This window comes from Shinella sp. CPCC 101442 (assembly GCF_024704725.1).
In the GTDB taxonomy this organism is placed as follows: Bacteria; Pseudomonadota; Alphaproteobacteria; order Rhizobiales; family Rhizobiaceae; genus Shinella.
In genome coordinates, this window is the sequence record NZ_JALIQS010000008.1 from 102,791 (window position 1) to 129,424 (window position 26,634).

General features: G+C 57.1%; 26 protein-coding genes and 1 pseudogene. 7 read left to right on the top strand and 20 right to left on the bottom strand.

Features of this window, described 5'->3' with window-relative positions; all coding sequences use genetic code 11:
* Positions 1–38 precede the first annotated feature (38 nt).
* The 5 genes and pseudogenes from MUO32_RS24005 to MUO32_RS24025 form a co-directional block, all read right to left on the bottom strand.
* Positions 39–797: an ABC transporter ATP-binding protein gene (locus tag MUO32_RS24005; RefSeq protein ID WP_257950900.1), complete on the bottom strand. Its 759-nt coding sequence runs from the start codon at positions 795–797 to the stop codon at positions 39–41.
* Complete coding sequence (locus MUO32_RS24010) at positions 794–1,663, bottom strand: ABC transporter ATP-binding protein (RefSeq protein ID WP_257950901.1); 870 nt, start codon at positions 1,661–1,663, stop codon at positions 794–796. The genes MUO32_RS24005 and MUO32_RS24010 overlap by 4 nt, the downstream gene beginning before the upstream one ends.
* Before the next feature lie 16 nt (positions 1,664–1,679).
* Positions 1,680–2,606: pseudogene (gene nikC, locus MUO32_RS24015) on the bottom strand (nickel transporter permease).
* Between the two features lie 85 nt (positions 2,607–2,691).
* Positions 2,692–3,732, bottom strand: coding sequence for an ABC transporter permease (locus MUO32_RS24020; protein WP_374708716.1), 1,041 nt, complete (start codon positions 3,730–3,732; stop codon positions 2,692–2,694).
* A 46-nt stretch (positions 3,733–3,778) separates the two neighbouring features.
* Complete coding sequence (locus MUO32_RS24025; RefSeq protein ID WP_257950994.1) at positions 3,779–5,398, bottom strand: ABC transporter substrate-binding protein; 1,620 nt, start codon at positions 5,396–5,398, stop codon at positions 3,779–3,781.
* Positions 5,399–5,705: 307 nt separating this feature from the next.
* Here MUO32_RS24025 and hisC point away from each other — a divergent pair, with 307 nt between their 5' ends.
* Positions 5,706–6,836 (top strand): histidinol-phosphate transaminase, encoded by a 1,131-nt coding sequence (gene hisC, locus MUO32_RS24030; protein ID WP_257950902.1) that lies wholly within the window; start codon positions 5,706–5,708, stop codon positions 6,834–6,836.
* A gap of 18 nt (positions 6,837–6,854) precedes the next feature.
* Positions 6,855–7,592, top strand: a complete 738-nt coding sequence (locus tag MUO32_RS24035; protein ID WP_257950903.1) for a TetR family transcriptional regulator — start codon at positions 6,855–6,857, stop codon at positions 7,590–7,592.
* 218 nt (positions 7,593–7,810) lie between these two features.
* Here MUO32_RS24035 and MUO32_RS24040 read toward each other — a convergent pair whose 3' ends face one another.
* Positions 7,811–8,419 (bottom strand): J domain-containing protein, encoded by a 609-nt coding sequence (locus MUO32_RS24040; RefSeq protein ID WP_257950904.1) that lies wholly within the window; start codon positions 8,417–8,419, stop codon positions 7,811–7,813.
* A 212-nt stretch (positions 8,420–8,631) separates the two neighbouring features.
* Between MUO32_RS24040 and MUO32_RS24045 the strand changes: the two genes are divergently transcribed.
* Positions 8,632–10,122, top strand: coding sequence for a phospholipase D-like domain-containing protein (locus tag MUO32_RS24045; RefSeq protein WP_257950905.1), 1,491 nt, complete (start codon positions 8,632–8,634; stop codon positions 10,120–10,122).
* Positions 10,123–10,472: 350 nt separating this feature from the next.
* Here MUO32_RS24045 and trbI read toward each other — a convergent pair whose 3' ends face one another.
* The 12 genes from trbI to traI are packed head-to-tail and all read right to left on the bottom strand — an operon-like array spanning position 10,473 to position 20,619.
* On the bottom strand, positions 10,473–11,765 hold the full coding sequence (gene trbI, locus MUO32_RS24050) for an IncP-type conjugal transfer protein TrbI (protein ID WP_257950906.1): 1,293 nt from the start codon (positions 11,763–11,765) through the stop codon (positions 10,473–10,475).
* Between the two features lie 13 nt (positions 11,766–11,778).
* The gene (trbH, locus tag MUO32_RS24055) at positions 11,779–12,216 is read right to left on the bottom strand and encodes a conjugal transfer protein TrbH (protein ID WP_257950907.1); all 438 of its coding nucleotides are present in this window, start codon (positions 12,214–12,216) and stop codon (positions 11,779–11,781) included.
* Between the two features lie 3 nt (positions 12,217–12,219).
* Positions 12,220–13,032, bottom strand: a complete 813-nt coding sequence (gene trbG, locus MUO32_RS24060) for a P-type conjugative transfer protein TrbG (RefSeq protein ID WP_257950908.1) — start codon at positions 13,030–13,032, stop codon at positions 12,220–12,222.
* Positions 13,033–13,048: 16 nt separating this feature from the next.
* Positions 13,049–13,711 (bottom strand): conjugal transfer protein TrbF, encoded by a 663-nt coding sequence (locus MUO32_RS24065; RefSeq protein WP_257950909.1) that lies wholly within the window; start codon positions 13,709–13,711, stop codon positions 13,049–13,051.
* An 18-nt stretch (positions 13,712–13,729) separates the two neighbouring features.
* Complete coding sequence (gene trbL, locus MUO32_RS24070; protein WP_257950910.1) at positions 13,730–14,911, bottom strand: P-type conjugative transfer protein TrbL; 1,182 nt, start codon at positions 14,909–14,911, stop codon at positions 13,730–13,732.
* Complete coding sequence (trbK, locus tag MUO32_RS24075) at positions 14,905–15,105, bottom strand: entry exclusion protein TrbK (protein ID WP_257950911.1); 201 nt, start codon at positions 15,103–15,105, stop codon at positions 14,905–14,907. The genes trbL and trbK overlap by 7 nt, the downstream gene beginning before the upstream one ends.
* Complete coding sequence (trbJ, locus tag MUO32_RS24080; protein ID WP_374708717.1) at positions 15,102–15,860, bottom strand: P-type conjugative transfer protein TrbJ; 759 nt, start codon at positions 15,858–15,860, stop codon at positions 15,102–15,104. Before trbJ ends, trbK begins: the two co-directional genes overlap by 4 nt.
* Before the next feature lie 16 nt (positions 15,861–15,876).
* Positions 15,877–18,333 (bottom strand): conjugal transfer protein TrbE, encoded by a 2,457-nt coding sequence (locus MUO32_RS24085; protein ID WP_257950913.1) that lies wholly within the window; start codon positions 18,331–18,333, stop codon positions 15,877–15,879.
* 10 nt (positions 18,334–18,343) lie between these two features.
* A complete protein-coding gene (locus tag MUO32_RS24090; protein ID WP_257950914.1) occupies positions 18,344–18,643 on the bottom strand; it encodes a conjugal transfer protein TrbD in 300 nt (99 codons plus the stop codon).
* Complete coding sequence (locus tag MUO32_RS24095; protein WP_257950915.1) at positions 18,636–19,019, bottom strand: TrbC/VirB2 family protein; 384 nt, start codon at positions 19,017–19,019, stop codon at positions 18,636–18,638. The genes MUO32_RS24090 and MUO32_RS24095 overlap by 8 nt, the downstream gene beginning before the upstream one ends.
* Positions 19,009–19,986 (bottom strand): P-type conjugative transfer ATPase TrbB, encoded by a 978-nt coding sequence (gene trbB, locus MUO32_RS24100; RefSeq protein WP_257950916.1) that lies wholly within the window; start codon positions 19,984–19,986, stop codon positions 19,009–19,011. The genes MUO32_RS24095 and trbB overlap by 11 nt, the downstream gene beginning before the upstream one ends.
* 9 nt (positions 19,987–19,995) lie before the next feature.
* Positions 19,996–20,619: an acyl-homoserine-lactone synthase TraI gene (gene traI / locus MUO32_RS24105; RefSeq protein WP_257950917.1), complete on the bottom strand. Its 624-nt coding sequence runs from the start codon at positions 20,617–20,619 to the stop codon at positions 19,996–19,998.
* 386 nt (positions 20,620–21,005) lie between these two features.
* Between traI and repA the strand changes: the two genes are divergently transcribed.
* The 3 genes from repA to repC all read left to right on the top strand — a co-directional run bounded on the left by repA (position 21,006) and on the right by repC (position 24,608).
* Positions 21,006–22,220: a plasmid partitioning protein RepA gene (gene repA / locus MUO32_RS24110; protein ID WP_257950918.1), complete on the top strand. Its 1,215-nt coding sequence runs from the start codon at positions 21,006–21,008 to the stop codon at positions 22,218–22,220.
* Positions 22,217–23,242, top strand: coding sequence for a plasmid partitioning protein RepB (gene repB / locus MUO32_RS24115; RefSeq protein WP_257950919.1), 1,026 nt, complete (start codon positions 22,217–22,219; stop codon positions 23,240–23,242). The genes repA and repB overlap by 4 nt, the downstream gene beginning before the upstream one ends.
* 154 nt (positions 23,243–23,396) lie before the next feature.
* Complete coding sequence (gene repC, locus MUO32_RS24120) at positions 23,397–24,608, top strand: plasmid replication protein RepC (protein ID WP_257950920.1); 1,212 nt, start codon at positions 23,397–23,399, stop codon at positions 24,606–24,608.
* Positions 24,609–24,940: 332 nt separating this feature from the next.
* Here the strand turns inward: repC and MUO32_RS24125 are convergent, their stop codons facing one another.
* Entirely contained in the window at positions 24,941–25,147 is a 207-nt protein-coding gene (locus MUO32_RS24125) for a hypothetical protein (RefSeq protein ID WP_257950921.1), read from the bottom strand.
* A gap of 228 nt (positions 25,148–25,375) precedes the next feature.
* On the opposite strand from MUO32_RS24125, the gene MUO32_RS24130 reads away from it, so the two are divergent.
* Positions 25,376–25,591 (top strand): hypothetical protein, encoded by a 216-nt coding sequence (locus MUO32_RS24130; protein ID WP_257950922.1) that lies wholly within the window; start codon positions 25,376–25,378, stop codon positions 25,589–25,591.
* Positions 25,592–25,612: 21 nt separating this feature from the next.
* Here the strand turns inward: MUO32_RS24130 and MUO32_RS24135 are convergent, their stop codons facing one another.
* Entirely contained in the window at positions 25,613–25,828 is a 216-nt protein-coding gene (locus MUO32_RS24135; protein ID WP_257950923.1) for a hypothetical protein, read from the bottom strand.
* Between the last annotated feature and the right edge of the window lie 806 nt (positions 25,829–26,634).

The following is a 26,634-nucleotide window of genomic DNA, read 5'->3' on the forward strand; positions in this document are numbered from 1 at the left end:
TAAGCCCACCATTGAGGGCGTGACATGAAGGCGCCGCGCTATCGGGCGAAGCCCTCGCTGGCTTTCAGAAGGTCTTGGGTGTAGCCGTTGTGAGCCTCGCCGGCGGCGAGCTCGTCCGCAGCCAGCTCCTCCACCGCGCAACCGTTCTGCATGATCATGAGACGGTCGCACATGTGATGGATCACAGCGAGGTCGTGGCTGACCATGAGGTAGGTGAGGTTGCGCTCACGCCTTACCTCGTTCAAAAGGTTCAAAACTTCTGCTTGGACGGACGCGTCTAGCGCTGAGGTTGGTTCATCGAGCAGCAGAATTTTTGGCTCAAGGATTAGGGCGCGGGCAATCGCCACGCGTTGGCGCTGCCCACCGGAGAGTTGGTGCGCATGGCGAAAGCGGAAACCACCGCCGAGCCCAACATCGTCCAGGGCTTTCCTGATGCGTCTTTCACCATCCGCAAGACCGTGTATCGCAAGCGGTTCCTGAAGGAGCCGGTCCACGGTCTGTCGCGGATGCAATGACCCGTAGGGGTCCTGGAACACCATCTGGACGTCGCGATAGAACGCCTTAGGCCGACGACGGGGCAAAGGTTTTCCAGCGATTGTCACGACGCCCTTGTCAGTCGGGACTGCACCCATGATCGCGCGTAGTAGCGTCGATTTGCCGGAGCCCGATTCTCCAACGAGACCATAGGATCCGCCAGACGCGATGGTCATGCTTATATTTTTAACCGCGTGAAACTGATTGAAGAAGACGTTCACTCGATCGAGGGTGAGAATTTTCCCGTTTGCACCGATGTTCATTCTGCCCACTCCGCTTTCCGGTCCAGTACTGACAAGGGCGTTTGCCTGCCGCCGATTTTTGGCAGGCAATTGAGAAGGCCCTGGGTATAAGGATGTTGGGCATGCGCGAGATCCGAAGCTGCAAGCTCCTCGACAACGCGGCCAGCGTACATAACGATGATGCGGTCGCAGAAAGCGGAGACAAGCCGAAGATCGTGGGAGATAAAAATCAAACCCATTCCGCGGTTTGACACCAATTCATCCAGGATCTTCAGCACCTCCAACCGAACTGTGACGTCAAGCGCCGACGTCGGTTCGTCGGCGATCATCAGTTCGGGATCGGCAATGAGCATCATCGCAATCATTGCGCGTTGCCCCATTCCGCCCGACACCTCATGGGGATACAGATCGAAAACACGGTGTGGGTCACGAATCTTGACGGCCGCGAGCATATCCATCGCTCTCTCGCGCCCTTCTTTTACCCCAACGTTTTTATGTGTTCGCAAGGTCTCGACGATCTGCCAACCTATGCTCATGACGGGGTTAAGTGAGTATTTTGGATCCTGCAAGATCATGGCGATGCGGCCGCCGCGGAGTCTGCGTCGCTCCCGTTCTGGCGCCGCTAGGAGATCAATATCAGCAAATCTAAGCGCCTGCGCTGAGACGCGTGCATGCGGCGGGGTTAGTCCCATTACGGCCCGACCGGTTTGCGATTTGCCCGAGCCGGACTCGCCGACGATTGCCACCCGTTCGCGGCCGATAGAAAGGGTGACACCCCGTACGACCTCGGTGAAGCCCGTCCGCGTGGGATAGGATACCCTTAGATTTTCGACCTGCAGAAGGCTGCAAGGCGCGGCTTCGCCCGCTGGCAGTTTTAGCGTTTCCATTGGTATGACTCCGGATTTATTGACCGCTGCGTCGCGGATCGAGAGCATCGCGTAGCCCGTCGCCGAGCAGGTTGAATCCGAGGCTCACAATGACGATTGCAAGGCCTGGGGCTGCCGCCACCCACCACTGGTCGAGGATAAACCTGCGCCCGGATGCAATCATCGCGCCCCATTCGGGCAGCGGTGGCTATGCGCCAAGGCCCACGAAACCGAGCCCAGCTGCCGTGAGGATGATCCCGGCCATGTCGAGCGTCACGCGCACGATCAGGGAGGACGTGCAGATCGGAACGATATGGCGCAGAACCACGCGAGAGGGTGATGCCCCCATAAGCTCCACAGCTCCGATGTAGTCAGCGTTTCGAACAGTCAGCGTCTCGGCACGTGCGATGCGGGCATAGGCGGGCCAGGATGTAATAGCGATTGCCAGCACGGCATTCTCAATTCCGGGCCCGAGAGACGCGACGAAAGCTAGGGCCAGGATGAGCTGAGGAAACGCGAGAAAGACGTCTGTGATACGCATTAAGATCGCATCGACCCACCCCCCGAGATAACCAGCCGTCGTGCCGACGAGAAGTCCGACCGGTGCGGCTATGATCGCAACGAGGACAACGACGAAGAGGGTCAGACGCGAACCATAAACAATGCGCGAGAATATATCGCGCCCGAGATCATCCGTCCCGAACCAGTGTTGTAGCGAAGGCGGCTGGAGCCGTGCGCCGCTCAAATCGCCGATCAACGGGGAGTGCGTAGCGAGTAAATCGGCAAAAGCCGCGGCAATCAGCAACGAGATGATGATTGAGAGGCCCACCATCGCCAGTCTGTTGCTTTGGAAGCGCAGCCATGTGCTGTAGACGTGGCCCAGTCGTGCCTGCCACCGGGATGACGGCTTTTCTGAAGATAGCCATTCGCGTCGCGAGATTGTCGATCGGTCAACGATAGTCATCGTGTGCTCCGTAGGAAATGGCCGAAGATTTTCGCATTCTGGATCTGGCGATCCGAACGATACGGCTGTGACGAGAAATGTGGGCTCATTGTACCCTCGTCCTCGGGTCGAGCAGTCGGTAGAGAAGATCGGCAATAAGATTGAGCGCGATAAAGACGGAGCCGATCAGCACCGTGCCGCCGAGGACGGCATTCATGTCCGCATTTTGTAGCGAGTTGGTGATATAGAGGCCGATACCTGGCCAGGAAAACACCGTCTCGGTTAGTACGGAGCCTTCGAGGAGGTTCGCATAGGAAAGCGCGATGACGGTCACGAGTGGAACCGCAGCATTCCTGAGCGCGTGGCACCACACAACGCGCGCTTCTGACAAGCCGTTCGCGCGGGCCGACACTATGTACTCCTGGCTTAGCTCGTTCAGCATGAACGAACGTGTCATGCGGCTGATATAGGCAAGCGAGAAGTAACCGAGTAGCAGTGCGGGTAGGACGATGTGGTGGACGACACTTGAGAAGATGTCCCATTCGCCCTGGAGCGCGGAATCCAACAACAGGAGCCCGGTGGTTGGCGTGAACGCGTACTCGTAGGTAATATCAATTCTGCCGGGATAGCCAACCCACTGGAGCTTCACGTAAAAGAGAACCAGCAGCAGCAGACCCATCCAGAATATCGGAACCGAATATCCTACAAGCCCGAAGATCCGCACAACCTGGTCTATCCAGCTCCCGCGTTTGACAGCCGCAAGCACGCCAAGTGGGATGCCCACGCACGAACCGATCAACGTGCCGAGCGTTGCCAATTCGAGTGTGGCTGGGAAAAAGCGGCGCAGATCCTCCATGACCGGATTTGTGGTTAGCACCGATCGGCCGAAGTCACCTTGCAGGACACCCTTTATGTAGATGTAAAACTGCTCGATCAGTGGGAGGTCGAGCCCCATCTCCCGTCGCGTGCGCTCAACGACTGCGGCAGGCGCGCGGTCTCCGAGGACGGCAAGCACGGGATCGACGGGAATGATCCGCCCTATGAAAAACGTTACAGCCAACAGGCCGAGATACGTGGTGATCACGACCAATAAGAAGCGGGCAAATTGAGCAATGATTGCCAACGTCCGAGCCCCGGTGCGGCTCAGCGTCTGTCGGCTTTCGGAAATGTTCGGAGGTTGCAGTATCACCTGCCTACTCCTTCGCAACGTTGCCGACGAAATTCGTGTCGAAGCTCGGTCCAAGTTTCAGGCCGCGCACATTCTTACGGACACCCGCTACCTCAATCTGCTGAAAAAGCAGAATGAAGGGGCTGGTCTCTAGGACTGTGCGCTGGATGTCTTCGTACATCGCCCTGCGCTTGGCGCCGTCTGTTTCCATCAACGCTGCGTCTGTCTTCGCTGTTAGTTCCGAAACATCCCAAGCATTGCGCCAGGCAAGCGTGCTGTTTTTGCTTCGATCAGAATTGTCGGTGTTCGAGGCAAAGGCCTGAGCATTGGAGTTGGGATCAAAATAGTCCTGCCCCCACTGGCCGATATAAATGTCGTGGTTTCGCGCTCGATATTTCGTCAGCGTCTGCTTGTCATCGCCCGGTATGATTTCGATGGTTATGCCGGCCGCGGCAGCCGTTTGCTGTATCGACTCCGCGATACCTGTGACAGGTTGCGCGTTTCGCACATCCATTGTGACAGAAAACCCGTCCTTCAGGCCGGCCTTCTCCAGAAGCGCCTTGGCTTTTGCGACGTCCAGTTTGAATGGCCTGTCGTTCAATTCGCCGAGCACGCCGGCCGGGAGAAACGTTTGGTGGACGCGCCCGACACCCTTGATCAGGGTTTGGCCGATTGCGTCGTAGTCTACCAGATACTTGAACGCTTGCCGTACTTCCGGCGTGGCCAGGCGTTGGTTGTTCTGATTGAGCCCGATGTAGAAAACCGTGCCTTTCGGCGCCTCAACCAGATCAACCAATTCGCTCGTGGCCATAGCTTCGAGATCGTTGGGTTCGAGGTTTCGCGCGACGTCGATATCGCCAGACTCCAGCGACAGTCGCTGCGCGGCGCTCTCTTTCATGTGTCTATATACGACACGAGCAAGCTTGGCCTTGCTGCCGTGATAACCTTCATTGCGGTCTATTACGACGGCTTCGTTCGCTCGCCACTCGCGGAGCTTGAATACTCCAGAACCGGCCGAGTGGGTTTTAAGCCAATCGTTGCCGAAGTCACTGTCCCATTTGTAATCTGTGCTGGGGACAACCGGGATAACGTGATCGACAACTAACTTTTTGTCGACCACGGCAGACGAGGATGAAGCCAGGCAGTTGAGCACAAAGCTCGGTGCATACGGCCGATCAACCGTGAGAACGAAGGTATCGGATCCTTCCGCTCTGGCTTTCTCCGTGACGTTGTCACCGGTAATACCGAATTGGCCGAGAATGAAGGCCGGGGCTTTATCGAGCTTGATGACGCGCTCGAAGGACCACGCCACATCCTCTGCAGTGACTGGATTGCCGGACGCAAATGTTAGCCTTGGTTTTAGCTTGAAGGTATAGACTAGACCATCGTCAGAGATCGTCCAGCTCTGAGCGAGATCACCTCGTACCTTCGATGTGTCAGACACATCGAACCGGACCAAGAGATCGTAGATGTTCGCGCTGATTTCGGCGGTTGACAGCTCAAACGCTTCAGCAGGATCCATCGTTATGATCTCGTCCAGGGCATAACCCTGCACCAGGGTGTCAATGGGTGTGGCGGCCATCGCCATCGGCGCGGTCGCCAGAATGCCAGCCAGCGCCGTCGCCACGAGCCATTTGCGTTGCATCATGATGGTTTTGCTGAGTTTCATTTTGGTCCTCCCATATGTCGGCTTGGAGCCGATTTTTATCTTCGATTCCCGTTGCGAGGTCTTTGCCAACAGATTGCTCGCTCGGCGCCAGGGGCTGGGCCGAGTGCGGTGTGGGCATCGCTGGTGTTCCTCCTGCCACCGTTAATTGTTCGGTGGACAATAAAATGATATGTATATACCTATCGTCATGTCAACCGGCTTTTTTGCCGGGTGCCCAACCACACTCGAAACTCATGAGCTTTTGGCTACCGAAGCGGTGTGTCCAAAGCGGTTAGGATGAAATATGGCCGAGAACAATTTGAAAGCTGAAGAGGCAAACGGCCCAAGTGCAAGGCCGGCTCTAAGCAGGCTTCCACCCTACAACGCCGGCGTTCCGGCCGCTGTCGCGCGTCGGATAAGCGGTAAGGAGGAGGTCATTTGCCTGGGAAGCAACGAAAACCCTTATGGAACCTCGCCGTCGGTCGGGGCGGCTCTTTGGGGCCTCGTTCCCTCGCGTTATAGCGATTCGACTTGCGCAGCACTCCGTGAAGCTATCTCCGACCGATTAGGTGTGGCAGCGGAAAGGATCGTATGCGGCAATGGCTCCGAGGAACTGATCGCTGCGCTCTGCCGTGCGTATCTGGAGCCAGCTGATCACGTCCTAACAGTGTCGCCTTGCTTTGGCTTGCATGAGATCGAGCCAATGGCCGCGGGAGTTCAGGTCATCAAAGTTGCGATGACTGAAGATCTCGATTTCGACGTCGAGGGGCTTATCGCAGCGCTTGCCAAAGTTCCCAAGATTTTCTTCATCTCATCCCCGTCAAATCCCGTCGGTCAAGCCCTATCTGGGCAGGCCCTTTCGCGCCTCGCCGACGCCATTCAGCCAGGTACGATCTTTGTGTTGGATGAAGCCTACGCTGAGTTTGTCGCAAAAGGCTTGCCAGATGGATTGGCCATTCTGAACCATCGTTCTGACCTGCACTGGGCGGTCCTTCGAACGTTCTCGAAGGCATACGGTTTGGCTGGATTGCGCGTCGGCTATGCAATTACATCACATCCCGGCTTGGCTCGGACAATTCGAGCTACATTGACACCCTTCAACGTAAATGCCGTCGCGCAGACGGCGGCGGTCGCGGCCTTGCGTGACACCGCTTGGATGATCGAAGCGACTACGAGGTTACGGTACGACAGGGATATCTTAGCCGACCGCATACGCCGGCTCGGGTTGAGAGTGATACCGTCGCAAGCAAACTTCCTGTTCATCGCCTTGCCAATGAATGCCGCAACGGTAGCCGGGGTCTTGCTTCAGAAGGGTATTGTCGTCAAACCTTGGATGGAGACGGGTTACACCAACTTCATACGGGTGACGATTGGAACGGCAGAACAGAATGAGCACTTCGCTCGGGAGCTCGAAGGCGCGGTCAATCTCCGCTAGCAGCTTTCGGACGCAGCTTTGACCGATGACGCGCCAATAAAACGACGCCGCGTGGGGCGAGCCGCCGCAGTTGGCCTCACGCGTGAGCGCGTTGTCGACGCGGCGATCGCCCTCATAGATGAAGAAGGTTTGGCAGGTTTTTCTGTGCGCGCCCTTGCTCGTCGACTGAACGTGTTCCCAGCCGCCCTGTACTGGCATGCTGGCGGTAGCAAGACCGACCTTTTTGCCGAAATATCCGGCGCTCTTATCGCTGGTCTCATGGCTCATGATGATCTTGCTCGGGACTGGCGCGATACAATCCGCACCCTGTTTAAGCGGTTCCGCTCGCGTATTCACGAGCATCCAAATGCGGCCCCACTGCTCGGTCCTAATATCAGATCCAATGGGGCACCAAACGCTCCCTGGGTGGAGATCGTTCTCACGGCTCTCGCCCAAGCTGGTTTTAAGAACGAAGCTCTCGTCAATGCCTTCAACGCGGTGGTTGGGGCTTTGGAAGGTTTCGTCACCATCGAGCTAGCCGCGGACGAGGCGAGTGCGGATTCAGAATGGGTCACGACGTTTGATGCCGATCTCGACGCATTGGACGCGGCTGCGTTTCCTCTGACCAAGCAATACCTGCCTCGTATGTACAATCAGTCGTTTGTTATGCGCTGGAAAAGCGGGAACTCGGCTCCGCTCGACAATGGGTACGACTTTCTGATCGAAACGTTAATCTACGGACTGGAGATGCAGGTCCAAAGGTCATCAAGCCATTAGCTGTGTTTCCGTAGAGGATTTGCCTCACAATAGGTGCAGAATGCTAACCCCAATCGAAATTTTCATCGCATGAAGTCGAAACTCCGTACCGATCTTGCTTCCAGGCACATTCCGCCGTTCGGTTACGAACACCGTCTTAGCGCTGCCGTGAAGAAATTGGCCGATAGAGCTTCCCTCTGATCGAGAAAATGACACGACATCATACGGTGGGACTAAACCTAGCAGAAGCCATTAAGTTTGAGAATCTTGTACGCCTCTATTGTGGCCTGCAGGCATTCCTCGGACGTCCGATCGCCCTGATTGACGTCAGGGTGATGCATTTTGAGCCGTTGCTTATAACGGGTTCTGATCTCATCCGGCCTCGCTTCCCATGTCAAACCCAGCGTTTCGAATGCCCTTGCTTCCAGAACTTTGAGTTTTCGCAATTGGGAAACGACTCTTGCGGCTTGGCTTCTTGCCGCATTTTTGCGTGTATTCAACGTCTTTGCCGTGCCGGATCGCGTCGTTGAAGGAAGCGGGATTTCCGTTGCCTCGTGTACGAGCGTGCCCCAGGTAGGTCGACTGCCTTTCGCAGCTTCTTTCTGATAGCGTGCAACCACTGGATCAGATAGCTTCGGAGCGAAGTTGTAACCCTTGATGTATTCTCTCAAGTGTCCTTCACAGAACAATAGATACAAGCCCTCGGCATCGGCTCCGACTGGAGCGCGATGGCTCCCATCTCGATCGCATCCGTCCCATTGACATCGCGGGCCGTTCTTTTCGCGAAGAAGCGACGGTTTGCTACGCGTTGAGCGCAGGCCGACGAAGATTTTTGAATCAGAAGTCATTGCGGTTTATAAGGGCGACCTGCACTGCTCAGCAAGATGTCGGGCCAATGATAGAGTGATAAAACCCTTGCCCTCTGGTTGGGCTATTCAAATTGCACCTTCAAACTCTGGGATCAAACACCTAGCCATCCTTGAAAATGTGAATGGTCGGCTTCCTGGAGTAGCCCGCATCAATTCACTGAGGTAATAGTTTTCGTTCCGGGGAGGAACGGATGACTGAACAGCCGCTTTTGAGGCCGTCTGAAAATTGTTGGCGGGTGGAGCGCGCTAACGAGTTCGCGATCTTAATCGACGCGGACATCTATTTCTCGGCCGCGCGGTTGGCGATGAAAGCCGCGAAGCGCTCGATCTATCTCGTTGGCTGGGATTTCAACGCGCGGGTGGCGCTTGGCCATCCCGATGTCCAGGATGAAGCGCCCAAGGGTGTGGGCGACTTTCTCCTGTGGCTGGCCAAGCGCAACCCCGATCTGGAAATCCGCCTGTTGCTATGGAACCCAGCCCTGCTTTCGAGCTGGCTCAAGGTCGCGAACGTACCCTATTTGCTGCGGTGGAAACTGAACCGTCAGATTACAGTCAAGCTGGACGGCAACCATCCAGTTGGTAGCTCCCACCATCAAAAAATACTGGTCATCGATGACAGTCTGGCTTTCTGTGGCGGGATCGATGTAACGACCGACAGATGGGATACCCGGGCGCATCTCGACGACGCCCCGAAACGGAGACGCCCTGACGGCACTACTTATGGACCTTGGCACGATGCTTCGAGCTATTGCATCGGCCCAGCGGCGCGCGCGCTAGGCGATCTATGCCGGGAACGGTGGCAACTGGCTGGTGGCGAAAAGCTCGAACCCGTCGAGCAGCACGCCGATTTTCCTCGCGTTGAGGGAGCCATCGCCTTTGGCGAGGTCGATCTTGCTATATCTCGCACGAGTCCGGCCTATGATGATCGTGAGAAAATAACCGAAATCGAACGGCTGTACGTAGATATGGTCATGTCCGCGCAAAAGGTCGTCTACGCTGAGAGCCAGTATTTTGCCTCGCGCGCTGTTGCGCAGGCGATTGCGAGAAGGCTAGCGGAACCGGATGGTCCCGAATTCGTACTTATCAATCCGGTGAAAGCTGACGATTGGCTCGGGTCTCTCGCCATGGATTCCGCGCGCGCAAGGCTTAGAGAATCCCTGCGCCGCCACGATCTGCACAACAGACTGCGCATCTATCATCCGGTCACTGCGAGAGGCGAACCGATCTACGTCCATTCCAAACTGATGATCGTAGATAATGAGCGGATGCGGGTTGGCTCGTCGAATTTCAACAATCGTTCTATGCGATTTGACAACGAGTGCGATGTCGCGTTCGAGGCGCTTGGTTCCGAGGCACTAAGAGCGAAGCTGGAAAATTTGCGAAATGACCTCTTGGGCGAGCATCTTGGCGTCGCCGTCAGTTCTTTTCGCGACGTTGTGGAGCGCGAGGGATCGGTCATCGCGGCGGTGGAAGCGCTCCGGCATTCGGCGGGTCCGGGAGAACGAGCGTCCAAACGTACCTTGATCCCTTACGAGACGCCAGCGTTGGCTGACCTAACTCAGTGGCTGGCTGACAATGAAATCCTTGACCCCGAGGGCCCCGAACAAATCTTCGAAGCGATCGAGAGGCGAGGTCTGTTCCGCGGGCGGCTCAAGATGCCCTTGCGGAAGTCAGGCACCTGAACCGTCTCGGGAGACACAGCGCGGAGCATTGGTGGCCACGCATGATGATGTCATGGCAATCGTTGATCCGCATTCGATCTGGGAGCAAGCCGCTCGGCCTCATCGAGAATTTCGGCGGGGTTGTTTTGCCCAGCGCGACGCTGATCCGCTTTGTTTCCGCGAGACAGGAATACGGTGAGAAGTTTCCAGCGCAACCTTACCATCGCGTTTCAACTCCCATATTTCAGAAAGCTTAAGTTACCCACTGGGCAGTTGAGACGAACACGTGTCAGCGGTCGAGAAAAGTCGCATTTACGAGGACGATCGGTCGAGGAATGGCCACCTGCCTTTCGATCATGACGGTTATAGGCCTACTGGCTCTGCTCCGAGGGAAAGACGATGTCCTGATCGACGAGCACGTTGAACTTGTAACCCGGCCTAATCTTAAGCGTCGGCTGGACATTGAGGTTTCTCGAGACCGTTTGCTCGGCCACTCGGCCGAATGACTCGGCAAAGTTTCTTCGCGCCGCGTCGGACGCGGTGCCCTGCGCTGCGAGACTTGAGCTCTGTGGCATCGACATGTCGATGCCAGTTCCAATCAGCGCGACAAGTGCCGCGGATCCGAACATTCTCCACAAGTGACGATCAATCTTGTCCTCGAACCCGCCATTGCCCTGGGAGTCGGTGCCGGCCATACCATCAATCTGCAGTGTCGAACCGTTCGGGAAGATAAGGTCGGTCCATACGACGAGAACCCGCCCCTGACCGAAGGCGACCTTGGAATCGTATCGACCGAACAGTTTGGCACCTTGCGGTATCAAGAGGCGATAACCAGTGGCGCTGTCGAAGACATCCTGACTGACCTGTGCCGTAATCCGTCCTGGAAGGTCGGAATTTAGGCCTGTAATGAGTGTAGCAGGGATAACGGAGCCGCGCTTCAGCTCATAGAGCGACATCTGAGGCACGACCCGGTTTGCCAGGTAGCCCAGATCTTTGATGTCCTGATTGAAGAAGTCTTCCTTGGTCGTCTGGCTATTGGGATCGACGTTCTGCCCGAGAAGCCCTGATTTCATGGCAGTCGAGTAGAGGTCGGATGCGCTATTGGCCGTGACGTTGCCTGGCAGGTTCCGGTCATCGGCAACCTTCGTGTTCGCAGCCACATCCGACACGTCGACCTTGAGCGGCGAATCGAAGGCGGTTGCTCTTGCCTGCAATCGCACCATTCGCTGGCGCTGCGCTTCGCGAATGTATTGTTCGTCCTGCTCCCTTTTCAGTCGTGCCTTCCATTCCTCCTCTGGTTCGAGCCGTGACCGACGGTCCTCATCCGATTCTTGTCTTTCGACAGCGGGTTCTTGCTTTTGTTCTTTGTGGACGACGACAGGTGTCGGCTGGAAGACCTCCTGCTTCTCCGGTTCGCCGATGATCCCGTCGGTCACACCTCGCTTCAGCTGGTCACCGAAATTCGTCGCCGGCGTGCTGGAAGCACTGTCGAGGTCGCTCTTCCGATTGAATGAAAGGCCACGCCACGAGAGGCCGATGACTACCACGCCAAAAAACAGCATGACAATTGCGATGGCGATGATGATCGGTAGCCGATTGAGCCTACGCATCCCCTGCTGGCCATCAGACCCTGTTGAATTACCAAGTTGGAGCGATTGGACCATAGGTTTCGCCTCCTCAGTTTCGCTGCATAACGGAAAGTGGGCTGGACGGCGTGGCGCCGGCGCCGGTTACGCGGTAGGTTCGCCCGAGCGCGACTGCTGGCGTTCCGAGGTGAGCAAGGAGTTGCCCGTCGAAGCTATCCAGGGAATAGGAAATCTCGACCGGCTTCTGATCTTTCGCCACCTTTCCATCAGTGATGACGGTGTAGCCCCAACCCTTCAGCGCCGCCTCGAGGGCCGTCGCAAATTCGGTTTTGTCATTGTCCATCTTGATGGACGTCGTGCCGGCCGGTCCGATCTGCTCCGCAAGGCGGCTTGCCATATCGCCGGCAATTGCGCTTGCGGCGGGGCCTGTGAGCGCGACCGGAGTGGAGGTGGTGGTCAGGGCCACATCTTTGCTCTGGCAACCAGAGGTTAGCGCGGCCGTGAGAACGAGTAGAATAAGCGTTCGCATGGGTCACCCTCCCCGCCGGATGGTAATCTTCTGTTGGCGCCAGCCGACACCAGAAATAAGGATTGCCTTGTCGACCGCATAATCGACGATCATCATGTCGTTCTTCATTCGATAATTGACGATGCGATTTTGTCCGCCGCTCACGACGAAGAGGACCGGTGCATCCTGGCCAGATATCCATTTCGAGAATTGAATGTAGGTTTTGACACCGTCGGAATAGATCCGCTCCGGTTTCCACGATGCGTTCCCGCTGACCGTGTAGGAGAAGTTCAACTTGTCTGGCGCGGTCCCTGGAATTCCAACTGTCTCAAGCCTGGCTTTGATGTCGGTGAGCTTGGTCGATGTATCCTCCGGATATTCGAACCCGACACGGGCCATGTATTGGCTAGGGTGGGACTTCAACTGAATATGGTAGGTTCGGCGGGACGTGGTGACGACCATCGAGGTTACAAGGCCGGATTCCGACGGCTTGACGATGAGATGAATCGCTTGCCCTCCCGTCGCGCCTGAAGTCGCCGGTTCCACCTTCCAGCGGACGGTATCGCCAACAAGCACGTCGCGAACGATTTCGCCGCCCTGCAGTTCGATATCGCAGACCTGCAGCGGTGAGCAAACCACGGAAGGCTGCGTTTCGCCAAACAGGAAGATGACCTTGCCATCTGGCCCAGTCGTGACCAGGCCAGGTGTACCTCGCCATTTACGCGAGATGTTCGTTCCCTTAACCTCGTTTGACGTCATGCTCTGCGCAATCGCGGCGTCCGCGAGGACGAGTCCGGCCATGCAGCCGACGGCCGCGATCAATCCATTTCTGTGCATATGTATTCTCCTGCCCTTAGAGCTGTGCGGTCCAGTCGAAATCCTGGACATAGAGACCGATCGGGTTGAGGCGGATGATCGCCTCGTCCTGCGGGGCCGACAGCGCGACGGTCGCAATGCCGCGAAACCGGCGGGTGCCGATTTCCTTGCCCTTGCGATCGCGCTCATATTCCGTCCAGTCGATCTGATAGGTCTGGTTAGAGAGCGCCACGATGTTGTTGACCTCGATGGCGACCGTCGATGTCTTCGCCCGCTCGAAAGGCGAATTTCCCCGAAACCACGCGTTGATCTTCTGCGTCGAAGGATCTGAGGCCCGCAGCAGCGCATAGGTGCGGTCGATATATTGTTTTTGAACCACGGCATCAGGTGTGATAGACTTGAGGCTCGTGATGAAATTTCCGAGCGTCGCCCGGACTACTCGCGCATCGGCATACTCGATCTGCTGCGGAAATCCGACTGCGACGGAGCTTCCGAGCTTGTCTACCTCGACGATGTAGGGAACCAACGTGACTTGGGTGCTCAGGTACATGGCGTAGCTGAAACCGATCACAGCCATGGTCAGGCCGATGATCCCGACAATTCGCCACGCCCGGGCGGCCTGAACATAGGATCCGTATCTTTCCGTCCACTCTTGCCGCGCGGCAAGGTACGGGCTCTCAGGGGCGCGGTTCGCGGCCATTCGGGCTTCCTTATTGATTTACAGTTTGTCGTTTCGTTCTGGAGGGGTTGGTTTGCCGCTTTGGCCGCCCCGGCTGCCATCGAGCTTCGCGTTGGCAAGCCCGAGCAGGGAACCGGCATAAGCACCCGGCGAGCCGATCGCCTTTTCTTTCGCGGCCGACCCGGCCGCTTTCGCGCTGGACCCGATTGCTGCTCCGATACCCCGCAGCGCAGCGCCCGCAGTCGACGACCCACCCGCTCGTGCAGATTGTGCTGCCGCAGCGCCGGCCCCGACAGCCCCCGCTGTAAGCGTTGCAGCACCCGCCGCGAACGACGCGGCCTGGCCACCATGGCGAATGGTTTCCATACCACCGGTGACGGAAGCGCCTTGGACCACACCCTGAATGATGTTCGGCACGTACATCGCAATGATGAAGACCACGACGGAGATGCCGGCAATCGCAAGCGTCGCGATGAACTGGTCTGACTCGGCGGTCGGCGCCTGGGCGAGGCCCAGCAGAACCTCCGAACCGATCTTCGCGATCATGACCAATGCCATGAGCTTCATGCCAACGCCGAAGGAATACACCAGGTAACGGACTGCGAAATCCTTCGTATAGGACGATCCGCCGAGACCGAGCATGATCATGCCGGCTAGCAGGCCGACATACATTTCGACCATGACAGAGACGAAGATGGCTGCGACCAGCGATAAGCAGATCACGACGATGCCCATGGCAAGGACGGCCGCAATCGCGAGTGCGTTGTCTTCAAACACCCCGAACTTGGCTTGCTCCGACATTTGCGACGCCACGCGAATTCCGGCGTCGAACACTTCGGCAGGAGACGCCGATCCTCCGCCGGCGCCGATCTGGAACAGGCTGTCGACCACTGCCCGCGCAACGGTCGGCCCCTGATTCAGGACGAAGGCGAAGAAGCCGATGAACATGATCCGCCGCACAAGTTCAGCGAACCAGCTGTCGAGAGAGGCCGCCTGGATGGCCAGCCAGACAGCGGCGATGCCAACCTCGATCGCCGCGAGGATCCAGAACAGGGACCTCGCGGCATTCATGATGGTGGTTTCCCATCCCTTCGCGGCTGTCGAGACTTGGTTTTCGAGTTCCGTCAGGACTTGACCTTGCTGCGCGAAAGCCGGCCCGGCCAAGAGAATGAAAAGAAAACCGACGGTAACGAATGCGCCGTTGACCCTGAACCTTACCATCTGGGGCGCATCTCCTGTCCTTCCTTGATCGGTGGCAACTCCTTCGATGTGCCAAAGAATTTCTCTCGAACTGCCTTCTGCTCCTCAGACATGATCGGTCTGGCGCTGTCCGTTTTGACGAAGAGTACGGTTGCCGCCGCCGTAGCGGCGGCAACGACCGTGATGGCAACGATGATGACGAGAGGGCGGCTCACCAGCGTGGCTCCATCTTTTGTCCCGTCGGAACCGTCCGGACTTTGGAATTAAAGAACTTCTCTCGGCGAGCCTGGGCAAGATCCTTGTCCGTCTGCTCGGTCTGAAGCCAGGTCCCCATCATCGTCATCTGCTGCGAAACCAGACCGCGGAGCTTTTGCATCTGGCTAACCTGCTGCGCGGCAATCTGATGGCCGACCTGCAGTGCTTTCATCTGCCCGTCTGCGGCCTCCGACATTCCGCGGAGCGAGGACATCGTGACCTCTTCGCTGTCGAACTGGTCCGCCGTCAGGCTGGAGGCTTTGAGAGTGCCGGCGATCGTATCCCGGTTCGTATCGGACCAGCTTTGATAGCTCGACGAAAAGCTGTCGGCATCCGGAAGATTCGTCTTGAGATCTGCGTAGCTTTGAAACCGCTGCTTCAGGACATCGTCTGCGTTCGCCATCGAGAAGGAAATGCTCTGGCCCTGCTCGACGATATCTCGGAGTCGATTCAGATCAGCTTCAACCTGTCCCCAGACATGGTCGGGGAGCTGCGCGGTGTTCTGCAGCATGTTTTCGTAGATTTTCAACTGGTTCTGGATTTGCTCCGCCAGCTGGCCGATCTGAGTGATCTGGTTATCGACCTGGATTCCTGAGCTCTTCATGAGGTCGATGAGCTGTGCATTGTTGGCCAGCTGCGTCCATTCGGTCGCAGCGCCGGTGGCCGAACCCGCAAAAGCAACGGCGGCATTCCCGGACACCAGGCTGCTCGCCATCAGGACGGCAAACAATCTACGCGAAATTAGATTGCGATACGGCATCGTGAACTCCTCTCGATTCAAGCCATTTGATCGGCCAGGTTTGGCCATGCTCGGCCTTCAGCGCGCGAATACGCTTCAGGTCCTCTTTTCCAGAGGCGCCGACAAAACTGAGTGCGATCGGCCCGAGCGACATGTCGAACAGCCGCCGGCCGTCGGGCGTGGCGACGTAATATTCTCGCTTCGGAATCGCGCTCGACACGATCTCGATCTGGCGCTCGTTGAAGCCGATCCGCTCGTAAAACTCCCGCGTGCCCGGTTCGCGGGCAGCTCCATTCGGCAGGCAGATCTTCGTCGGGCAGGACTCTTTGAGGACATCAATGATCCCGGACCGTTCCGCGTCGGAGATCGACTGCGTTGCCAGCACGACGGCACAATTAGCCTTGCGCAGGACCTTGAGCCATTCCCGGATCTTGCTCCGGAAAACAGGATGCCCGAGCATCAACCACGCCTCGTCAAGCAAGATCAGGCTGGGAGAACCGTCCAACCGCTTTTCGATGCGGCGAAAGAGATAGGTCAGTACCGGGACAAGATTGCGCTCGCCGAGGTTCATCAGATGCTCGATCTCGAAGCACTGGAACGCGCGCAGCGTGAGGCCATCCTCCTCAGCATCGAGCAGCTGGCCCATGGGCCCATCGACGGTGTAGTGATGGAGGGCATCCTTGATTTCACGCATCTGGACACCGCTGACGAAATCCGAAAGCGATCGGCCGTGCGCATTCGCCATCAAACCGACCTGCCGAGAGATCGCGTTGCGATGGTCCGGTGTGATCGTCACCCCCTGCAGGGCGACAAGCATCTCGATCCATTCGGTCGCCCAGGCCCGGTCGCCATCCGCCGCCAGATCGAAGAGCGGGCAGAACGACAATGCCCTCCCCTGCTCTTCGTGATCGCCGGCGATCTCATAGTGGTCACCGCCGGCGGCCAGAGTTAGCGGAAGGAGTGAATTGCCTTTGTCGAAGGCGAAAATCTGGGCAAACTCGTAGCGTCTGAATTGTGCAGCAATTAGAGCGAGAAGAGTTGACTTACCGGAACCGGTTGGCCCGAAGATAAGCGTGTGGCCAACATCGTCGACATGAAGGTTCAAGCGGAAAGGGGTGGAACCGCTCGCGACTTGCATCAGCGGTGGGGAGTTTGCGGGATAGAACGGGCATGGCGCGACCGGGCTGCCGGACCAAACCGAGTTGAGCGGGATCAGGTCCGCAAGGTTGCTGGTGTTGATCAGCGGCTCTCGGATGTTGGCATACCAGTTTCCCGGCAGGCTGCCAAGAAACGCATCGGTCGCGTTGAGCGTCTCGATCCGGGCGCCGAAACCCTCCGCCTGGACGAGGCGTCGGATCGCTTCCGCCTTCTCCTGCAGCGCCTTTCGGTCCTTGTCGAAGAGGATGACGACAGGTGTGTAATATCCATATGCCACGAGCTGCGATGATGCCTGGGCGATCGCATCTTCGGTTTCGGCCACCATGGTCATGGCGTCCTGATCAACGGAACGGCTCTGTGTCTGGAACAGCTGGTCAAAGAAGGGGCGGACCTTCTGCTGCCACTTCTTGCGCGTCCGCTCGAGTTTTTGCCGAGCTTCCTCCGCATCCATGAATATAAAGCGAGACGACCACCGATAGGTCAAAGGCATCAGGTCGAGGCTATTGAGGATGCCCGGCCAGCTTTCGGCTGGCAGGCCATCGATCGCAACGACACCGAGGAACCGGCTTTCCACCTTCGGTGTCAACCCATGCTCAAGTTCGGCCGTGGCAATCCAGTCCAAATACATCGGTACATTGGGCAGCCGGATCGGATGGTTTTCGCCGGTGATGCAGAAGCGGACGAACTGCAACAACTCGTCGTATCTGGCCGTCCGCTCCCCTCCCCGTTCACTGACCTCTCTGGTCGCCATCCGGATGATGGAGACCGTGCTCGCCAGATACTGCTCGATCTCGCGGATTGCGTTCTTGAACACGAAGAGCACGGTGTCAGCGTAGGATTTCTTACGGCTTTCCTCGTCCGAATAGATGTACTTGCTGAGCGCCGTCTTCTTGGACTCGAGAGGGCGATAGGTCAAAACCAGGGCGTGTTTGCTTTCAAAATGCCCCTGCTCCCGTCCGAAGTGCGCGCGGCGTTCCGCATCGATCGCCCGGGTCACAGGATCCGGAAAATGGCAACGATCTTCTGTCGGGTAGTCGATCGTCGGCACACGAACCGCCTCGACCTGGATCATCCACCCGCTGCCGAGGCGCGAGAGAATGGCGTTGATCTGTCGGGAGAGCTCATTGCGCTCGACATCGGTTGCGCTCTCGGAATCGGGACCGGCGAAGTACCAGCCAGCCATCAGGCTGCCGTCCTTCAGGAGGAGAACGCCATTGTCCACCAATCCGGCGTAGGGGACGAGGTCCGCGAATGACGGCCCCGTAGCTCGAAAGCGTTTCAGCGGTGCCATCACCGTCTCCTCAATATTTTCGCCAAGGTGATGTGGTCGGTTTGTAGTAGGGCTTGAAGGAAATGTGCCGCACATAGACTTTCCGCATCAGCGGGTCAGCCTTCGTCATCGTCCGGAGAACTCCAATGATTACGATCCAAACGGCCATGCCGAAAAGTGCGGAGTAGATCGTCAGAACGACGAAGATCAGAATGACTGCGGCCAGACCTGTGATCAGGACAAGTTCCCGATCCGCGCCCATGAGGAGGTTCGGCCTGGAGAGTGCGCGATGAATCCGGTGTCGGTGTAGTCCGGATAGGTAGTCAGCCATTTCTCCCCTCCCCTGCCCCGATTGGGCGGAGAGTGGAGATCAAATGCTGAGACACGCCTATCGAGGCTCCGGTCGCGCCGAACAGGCCAACGATTGTTGTGGCGCCGAGGAGGATGCCTGCGACAAGAACCACATATACAAGCCGTCGCGCGAAATCGTTGAGTTCGCCGCCGAAGATCAACATGCCGCCGGCGATCGCGACCGCAGCAAGCGCGATGTAGCCCGCCACCGGTCCAGTGATCGACTCCTGGATTTTCTCGAGCGGACCCTCCCACGGAAGGCTGCCGCCCGAGCTTGCTACGGCCTGCATGAAAGACGTGAGGATGATTGGCACGGCGACGATAGCAACAACTAACGGTCTATTTTTACTCAACATGGCGCGCTTCCTGATCTTCTATGAGTTGGTCGGATTGGATTTGGTATTCGCCCTTGGCAAAGCGCTCGACGTGGATCACGTCGCGAACTCGCCTACCTCGCGGGGTGCGCTCGATTGAAACGATCAGATCGACTGCCTCGCCGATGACCTCATGCATGGGTTGTGGGCTTGCTTCGGCTGTCAGTTGCTCAAGCCGCCGCAGCGCGGATCTCGCGGTGTTCGAGTGAATGGTCGCTACGCCACCAGGGTGGCCGGTGTTCCAGGCCTTAAGCAGTGTGAGGGCTGCACCGTCGCGGACTTCGCCGACGACGATGCGATCGGGACGAAGACGTATCGTGCTCTTAAGCAAACGCGCCATGTCGACAGCGTCACTGGTGCGGAGAACCACAGCGTTCTCGGCCGCGCACTGGATTTCTGCAGTATCCTCGAGGATAACCAGCCGATCCTTTGGCACGCCTTTCACGATTCCGTCGATGACGGCATTAGCGAGTGTTGTCTTGCCTGATCCCGTCCCGCCCGAAATGATGATGTTCAAGCGTGAAGCAATCGCGCTCCTAATCGTCCCCGCCTGAAACTCCGTCATGACGCCGCTTCTTACGTATTCATCCAGGGGAATAAGACGCGATGCGCGACGACGGATCGTGAAGGCCGGGCGCGCGACGATCGGGGGGAGCAGACCTTCGAACCGATGTCCGCCGGCCGGTAGTTCACCGGAGATGATCGGGTGATCCGTGTCGACCTCGGATTTAAGGGCGTGCGCAACGGTGCCAATAACCATTTCTGCCGCGGCGGGTGACATTTCGCCCGCCGGCGCCACACCCTGGCCGAGCCGCTCGATGAAGAGCTTGCCGTCGGGATTGAGCATGATTTCGACGACACTGCTGTCATCAAGCGCGATGCAAAGCTGATCGCCGAGCGCCTCCTGAAGTTTACGCACAAGTCGGGAATGGGATCGAAGCTGCGTCACATGTTTCTCCTACGCAGCCTGATCAAAGGGGGGTGTTATGAGCGAGCGATAGTGCTCCGGTCTGAGCCGCTCGAATGTGGCTTGGTTTGCCTGCAGGATACCGGCAACGGCCGTCGTCACGCCGATTTTCTGCGGGGATGCCAAGCGCTGCAGCGGCCAACCAACACGAGATAGGATCCGCTCAAACCGCAAATCCGTAACTGTGACGATCTCGCTATAGCCGTTAGCTATCGACCATTCGATGATGCCGGCCAACATCGAGAGGGTAATTTCATGGATTGCGGTTTGGCCCCTGCCCTCGCATTGGGTGTCGACGCAGAACCGAGAGCTTTCAATCAGACCGGCATGGGAGTGTAGCTTCCCTCCGGGAAGAAGTGAGGGAAAGATATCCTGAACCATGGTTGGGCCGTTTGACGGTAGCAGCCTTGCGCATCCCGCGACGCGGTCGTTATCGAGAACCGCGAGAACATACGTGGGGCCCAAAGCATCGAAGCGATCGATCTCGATCCCATCCTTGACAATGACCTCCCAACCCAACCTGTCAGAGAATACCTCCGCTCGAAGCTTGTGCTGCTTCCAGAGCAGCTGCCTTTCGCGGGCGTTTTGTGGGGTCGAGATCGCAGCTAACCGCATGAAATTCTCCGTCGTTGAGTGACGACGGGGAAATCAGCACAGTTCGGATGCGAGTGTCAGTTGTAGAATCCTACATGCTCTGGCAAGTGAGTCGCGGAGGGCGGACGTCGGTCCTCCCGGACGCTTTTCATTTTCGACGAGATCGCCAGCCTCGAATTTGTTGGATCCACAGTAAAGCAGCAATGAACCTGTGGCCGCAGTAACTTGGCTAAGTTATAGGAGATAAACGGGAAATTCGGATTGCTCCGCGTTTCGAGCGTTTCCCCGTTAACCTTTTGTTAACCTAAAATCTCTTGCTCAAAATTCAGAATCGGCTCTAATGGCTAGCGGCGAAACTTTAGAGGTTTCGCGAAAAATACCGCCACTTGCAGGAAATGGGTTTTGAGATGGCGAAGACCGCCGCAAAAACAGCATCAGTCGTCGAAGGATTGACTGCATTGATGGAGCGTCATGCCGACGCCCTCTCGAGCCAGCTTCAGGCACATCATCTCAAGGTTTTTCCGCCGACATCCGAAAAAGGCATTCGCTCTTTTGCGCCGTCAGAAGCGTCAAAGCTGCTTGGGATCGGTGAGTCCTATCTCAGGCAGACTGCTTCGGAAATGCCAGAATTACATGTCAGCATGAGCCCCGGCGGTCGACGCACGTTCACGATAGAAGATATACATTCAATCCGTAAGCATCTGGACCAGATCGGCCGCGGGAACCGACGCTACCTACCCCATCGTCGCGTGGGTGAGCAGCTTCAAGTTATTTCGGTAATGAATTTCAAAGGCGGCTCGGGCAAAACGACGACAGCTGCGCATCTCGCGCAATACCTGGCGATGCGTGGCTACCGTGTTCTGGCGATCGACCTCGATCCCCAGGCCAGCCTATCTGCCCTATTCGGTAGTCAGCCGGAAACCGACGTTGGTCCGAATGAAACACTCTACGGTGCCATCAGGTATGATGAAGAACAGGTTCCGATCGAGCAGGTTGTCCGAGGCACGTACATTCCGGATCTCCATCTGATTCCTGGCAATCTTGAACTGATGGAGTTCGAGCACGACACGCCACGCGCGCTGATGAAGCGCAAGGAGGGCGACACGCTTTTTTACGGTCGGATCAGTCAGGTCATTGAAGACATCGCTGAAAATTACGATGTTGTCGTTATCGATTGCCCTCCTCAGCTTGGCTATCTCACGCTTTCCGCGCTGACGGCCGCGACGTCGATCCTCGTGACCGTCCATCCGCAGATGTTGGATGTCATGTCGATGAACCAGTTCCTGGCGATGACATCGAATTTGCTGCGAGAAATCGAGAATGCAGGCGCCCAATTCAAGTTTAACTGGATGCGCTACCTCATCACGCGGTTTGAACCGAGCGATGGCCCACAGAACCAGATGGTCGGTTACCTGCGTTCGATCTTCGGCGAAAACGTCCTTAATTTCCCAATGCTCAAAACGACGGCGGTTTCGGACGCCGGTCTGACGAATCAAACCCTCTTCGAGGTTGAACGGGGTCAGTTCACGCGCTCGACCTATGATAGGGCCCTGGAAGCCATGAACGCAGTCAATGACGAGATCGAAACTCTGATTAAAAGAGCATGGGGTAGAACCACATGAGTCGAAAGCACCTCCTTGACATCTCCATGGACGCGCCCGACGCAACAACAACGGCTGAACAGAGGGCGGCCAAGACTCGTGCCATGCCGCTTCTGGGCGTGGCGAGAAAAGAGCGCGATCCGGCCACGAAGCTGACCGCGAACATCGGCAACGCATTGCGCGAGCAGAATGACCGTCTTGGGCGTGCCGAGGAAATTGAACGGCGCCTAGCTGAAGGTCGGGTCGTAATCGAGCTGGATGCATCATCGATCGAGCCGTCATTCGTCCAGGACCGCATGCAAGGTGACATCGATGGACTTCGTGCTTCAATTCGCGAGCAAGGACAGCAGGTTCCGATTCTGGTGAGGCCGCATCCGGCCCAGCCGGCCAGATATCAGGTTGCCTTCGGGCACCGCAGGCTAAGGGCCGTCTCAGAATTGGGATTGCCGGTCAGGGCGGTCGTTCGCGATTTAACCGACGAGCAACTGGTCGTCGCACAAGGTCAGGAGAACAACGAGCGCGAAGACCTCACTTTCATCGAGAAAGCGCGCTTCGCCCACAAGCTCAACAAGCAGTTCTCACGTGATATCGTCATCGCGGCCATGTCAGTGGACAAAAGCAACTTGTCGAAGATGATTCAACTCGTCGATGCCCTTCCCCCGGAACTGATTGATGCTATCGGCCCTGCTACGGGCATTGGACGACCGAGTTGGCAGCAACTGGCAGAACTGCTGGAAAAGGCCCCATCTTCCTCCGACCCAGTCAAGTTCGCCGCCTCGAACGAGATTCAGACGCTTCCCTCGGCGGATCGGTTCAAGGCGGTGGTTGATCACCTGAAGCCGCGTCGCATCGCGCGCGGACTGCCCGATGTTATGTCAACCCCTAATGGCGACAGACTCGCGCAGGTGACGCAGAGCAAGAGCAAGGTGGAAATTACGATCGACAGGAAAGCGACGCCCGATTTCGTGGCTTTCGTGCTCGAGCGTTTGCCCGCGCTTTACCAAGAGCATCGCGCAAAGCATCAACGGAAACAGGGAGAGTAATCCGCAAAAGAAAAGAGCTCCCTCAACGTCGCCGTCGCGGAAGCCCTTCTGTCTCTCTAGCAAGAACAGAATCGCATTTCCTCGAATCCTCGTCAAGAGTTTTGGCGCCGTTTTGGTGAGCAAATTTCCTTTGCCTGCTGAAGGGTGAGAGACAATGCAATCGGGAAATGTGGCGACGCCGTTCGGGCGTCGGCCGATGTCGCTTGCGCTCGCGCGGCGCCAAGCGGCGATGGCCGAGATCAAGCAAGGAAAGACCGTCGATAAGTGGAAAGTCTTCAGAGACGCTTCCGCCGCTATGGGACTTTTAGGAATTCAGTCGAATAGCCTTGCTGTTCTCGACGCGCTTTTGAGCTTCTTTCCTGACACCGAGTTGCGTCAGGACGCACAATTGATCGTTTTCCCATCGAACGCACAACTAGCGCTTCGGGCGCATGCGATGGCGGGCGCGACGTTGCGCAGGCACATTGCTATACTCGTGGAGGCTGGACTGATCGTCCGTAAGGATAGCGCCAACGGTAAGCGTTACGCCCGCAAGGGCCAGGATGGTCAGATCGAGAACGCTTTCGGCTTCGACTTGTCACCGCTCTTGGCACGCTCGGAAGAGTTGGCGCTATTGGCGCAGCGGGTCATGGCAGATAGAGCTGCATTGCGACAGGCAAAAGAAAACCTGACCATTTGCCGACGCGACGTCCGCAAACTCATCACGGCTGCGATGGAAGAAGGTGTCGATGGCGATTGGCAGACTATTGAGGATATCTATGTGGGGACCGTGAGCAGGATTCCGCGGGTTTCGACCCTCACCTCCCTCACGGCAATTCTCGAGGAAATGCAGATGCTTCGCGACGAAGTCCTTAATCGGTTGGAAATTCTGCAAAATTCACAGAATCACAGCACCAATGCCGCTCATAACGAGCAGCACATACATAATTCAAAACCCGAATCCTTAAATGAACTTGAACCTCGCTCACGAAAAGAGCAGGGGGCAAACCCGAGCTCTAGTCAGCAGCCTACGTATGAGCAGCAGAGGCCGTTTCCGTTAGGATTAGTGCTCAAGGCATGCCCGACAATCATCGATTACGCGCTGGGCGGCGTACGGAGCTGGCGCGATCTGATGTCGGCTGCTGTGGTTGTTCGATCTACGCTCGGCGTGAGCCCTTCCGCCTATCAGGAAGCGTGTGAGGCCCTTGGACCAGAGAATGCGGCCGTAGCGATCGCATGCATCCTGGAGAGGGCGAATTTCATCAACTCTGCAGGAGGTTACTTACGTGATCTGACGCGCCGAAGCGAGCGCGGGGAATTCTCGCTTGGTCCGATGGTGATGGCATTATTTAAGGCTAATGGGCAGCGCCACCTTAAGGTCGGGTAGATAAATCGACAGATATTTACTGGCTTGCGGGCTGGAACAGGAAATTTTCGTGTAGTCAGCTGACCACCCACATAACGCTTTGAAAAATCATCATATTTTGAAATGGTGATTTTGGCGGTTCGCGTTGGGGCAATTGAGGCACGGATTCATTTGGTTATGCGTTTCATCACAAGGTCTACTTTTCGACCCGCCATCGCCGCCGGTCGTGCCGCCCGAACAGGCTGCACTGCCAAAAATGCACAGGACGAACAGCGCCAGCAGATCCTCCGGCAAGCCGAGCAGGAACGCCAGCGCGGCAATGACCGGGATGGCTCTGAGCGATAGACCCCGCTTTACTCTTGCGTCAGGCCGTCGAAAACTTCCAGCAGGGCGTCGACGATGGCCTGGCCAAGGGCGTTGGCTGCGGCAGCGATCTGCTCGTCACCCTGGTCGCGCGCCGCAAGGCAAAGATTGCCGCCTTCCTCTGAAACGATCGCCTTTGCCCGCTCGATTGCCCATTGTACAAGATCGCTGCGATTTTCGATCGTGACCGTTTCCATTGTGGTGACCTCGTTTAGGTTTCTTGGATGCGCTGCGATAGGGTTTGGTGAGTGCATTGAGTTTTGCGTATGCGCTTGTCTCAAGCGTCTCTTTACGTTCCCTAACGGTCTGAGACGATGGGTACCATGGCGATGGGCAGAAGACTGTCGTAACCAATGATCTTAAGCCGCTATCGCGGCTGATTTCCATTCCAACAGCTGCTGCCAACGCGTCGCCATGGGGCCGGAATGCCCGCCCTCGTTGTTAAATGTGTAATCCTGATCCGTTGGACGCCGATCAATCTCGCCTCGGCGCTGCAATGCGAGCTTTCCTGGATTGAGGCCATGGAGGCCGGAAACGGGCCGATTCCAGATGAACTCGCAGCGTGGCTCGAGGCCCTTGCTGACGTTCACTCGCAATTGCCGCCGCTTCGAAGCTTTCGCGGACGGCGGTCAGAAGTGTAGCACCGCGCATGGGAGGTGTTGCTACCAGTCCATATCCGGATCGATGAGGTAGCCGGGGATATTGGCGTCGGCTTTGCCAGCAGCCTGGAACAAGGCCACGCAGCGGCCACGTTCGTGCTCGATCGCTTCAACGATCATCTTGACCGGATCCTTCTGGCCGCAGGCCAGATGCCGGGCCGCAATTGACCAGGCGGTCCGCTCGGTACTTGAACGAAATAGGCGAGTTTCGGGAACCAAACGCTTCTCCTCGGCAACATGGGCCGGGACAATGGCAAGCTTACCTTGCGTCAGCGTTTCCCGAAGGTATCGTCATGCAGTCGCTGAAGCGGAAAGGGGAAGGAGGGACGAGGGTTGTGGTGTGATGTTGCCGTGGCCATGTGGCGTGTATGTTCCGTCATCCTGGAACGGCGGATGAAACCGAGCGCTTCCAAATTTCTGCTCTGCGATTAGAGCTGAATTTCCAAACAGATCGCGCAAAACACGCCCATCTGCCGACACTTGGTTGAACAGGCAGTCGACGTGCGTAGGGGACGGATGTTCATGTTCCCTTACCTGGCTCGCTATTCGGGCCGGGGTAACCGTTATCCGCACGCCCACGCCAGATAGGAACTGCGGAAGAAAACATCCTGCTGCAATGAGATCCTGTCGAACCTCCGTCCTCGGCTCAGTGGCGATTGCCAGCCGAAACGCGTTCACGATGGTGGACCTAGAAAGCGATAGCTCTGTATCGTCGAAGATGTCGTCGCCAAGCCTCTCACGCTTATGAAATCACGCATGACCGCTACAATCTCATAAACGGCAGCCGACACGTCTGTATCGGACAATTCGGCCGTTTGGGTCCTGTCCCGGAGAATTTCGTTGCAGGTCGTCGCTAGAAATTTGCGATAACGGGGTCGGAATGGCCAAGCGAACGGCAGACGCGAGCATCCACGGATTGAGGAGATGATGCTCTCCGTCCAGCAGTCATGCCTCGGGCGCTAGCTGATAACGCGCGATGTCTATCTGACCGGGTTCTGTTCCAGAGTTCGGCCTATGATTGACCA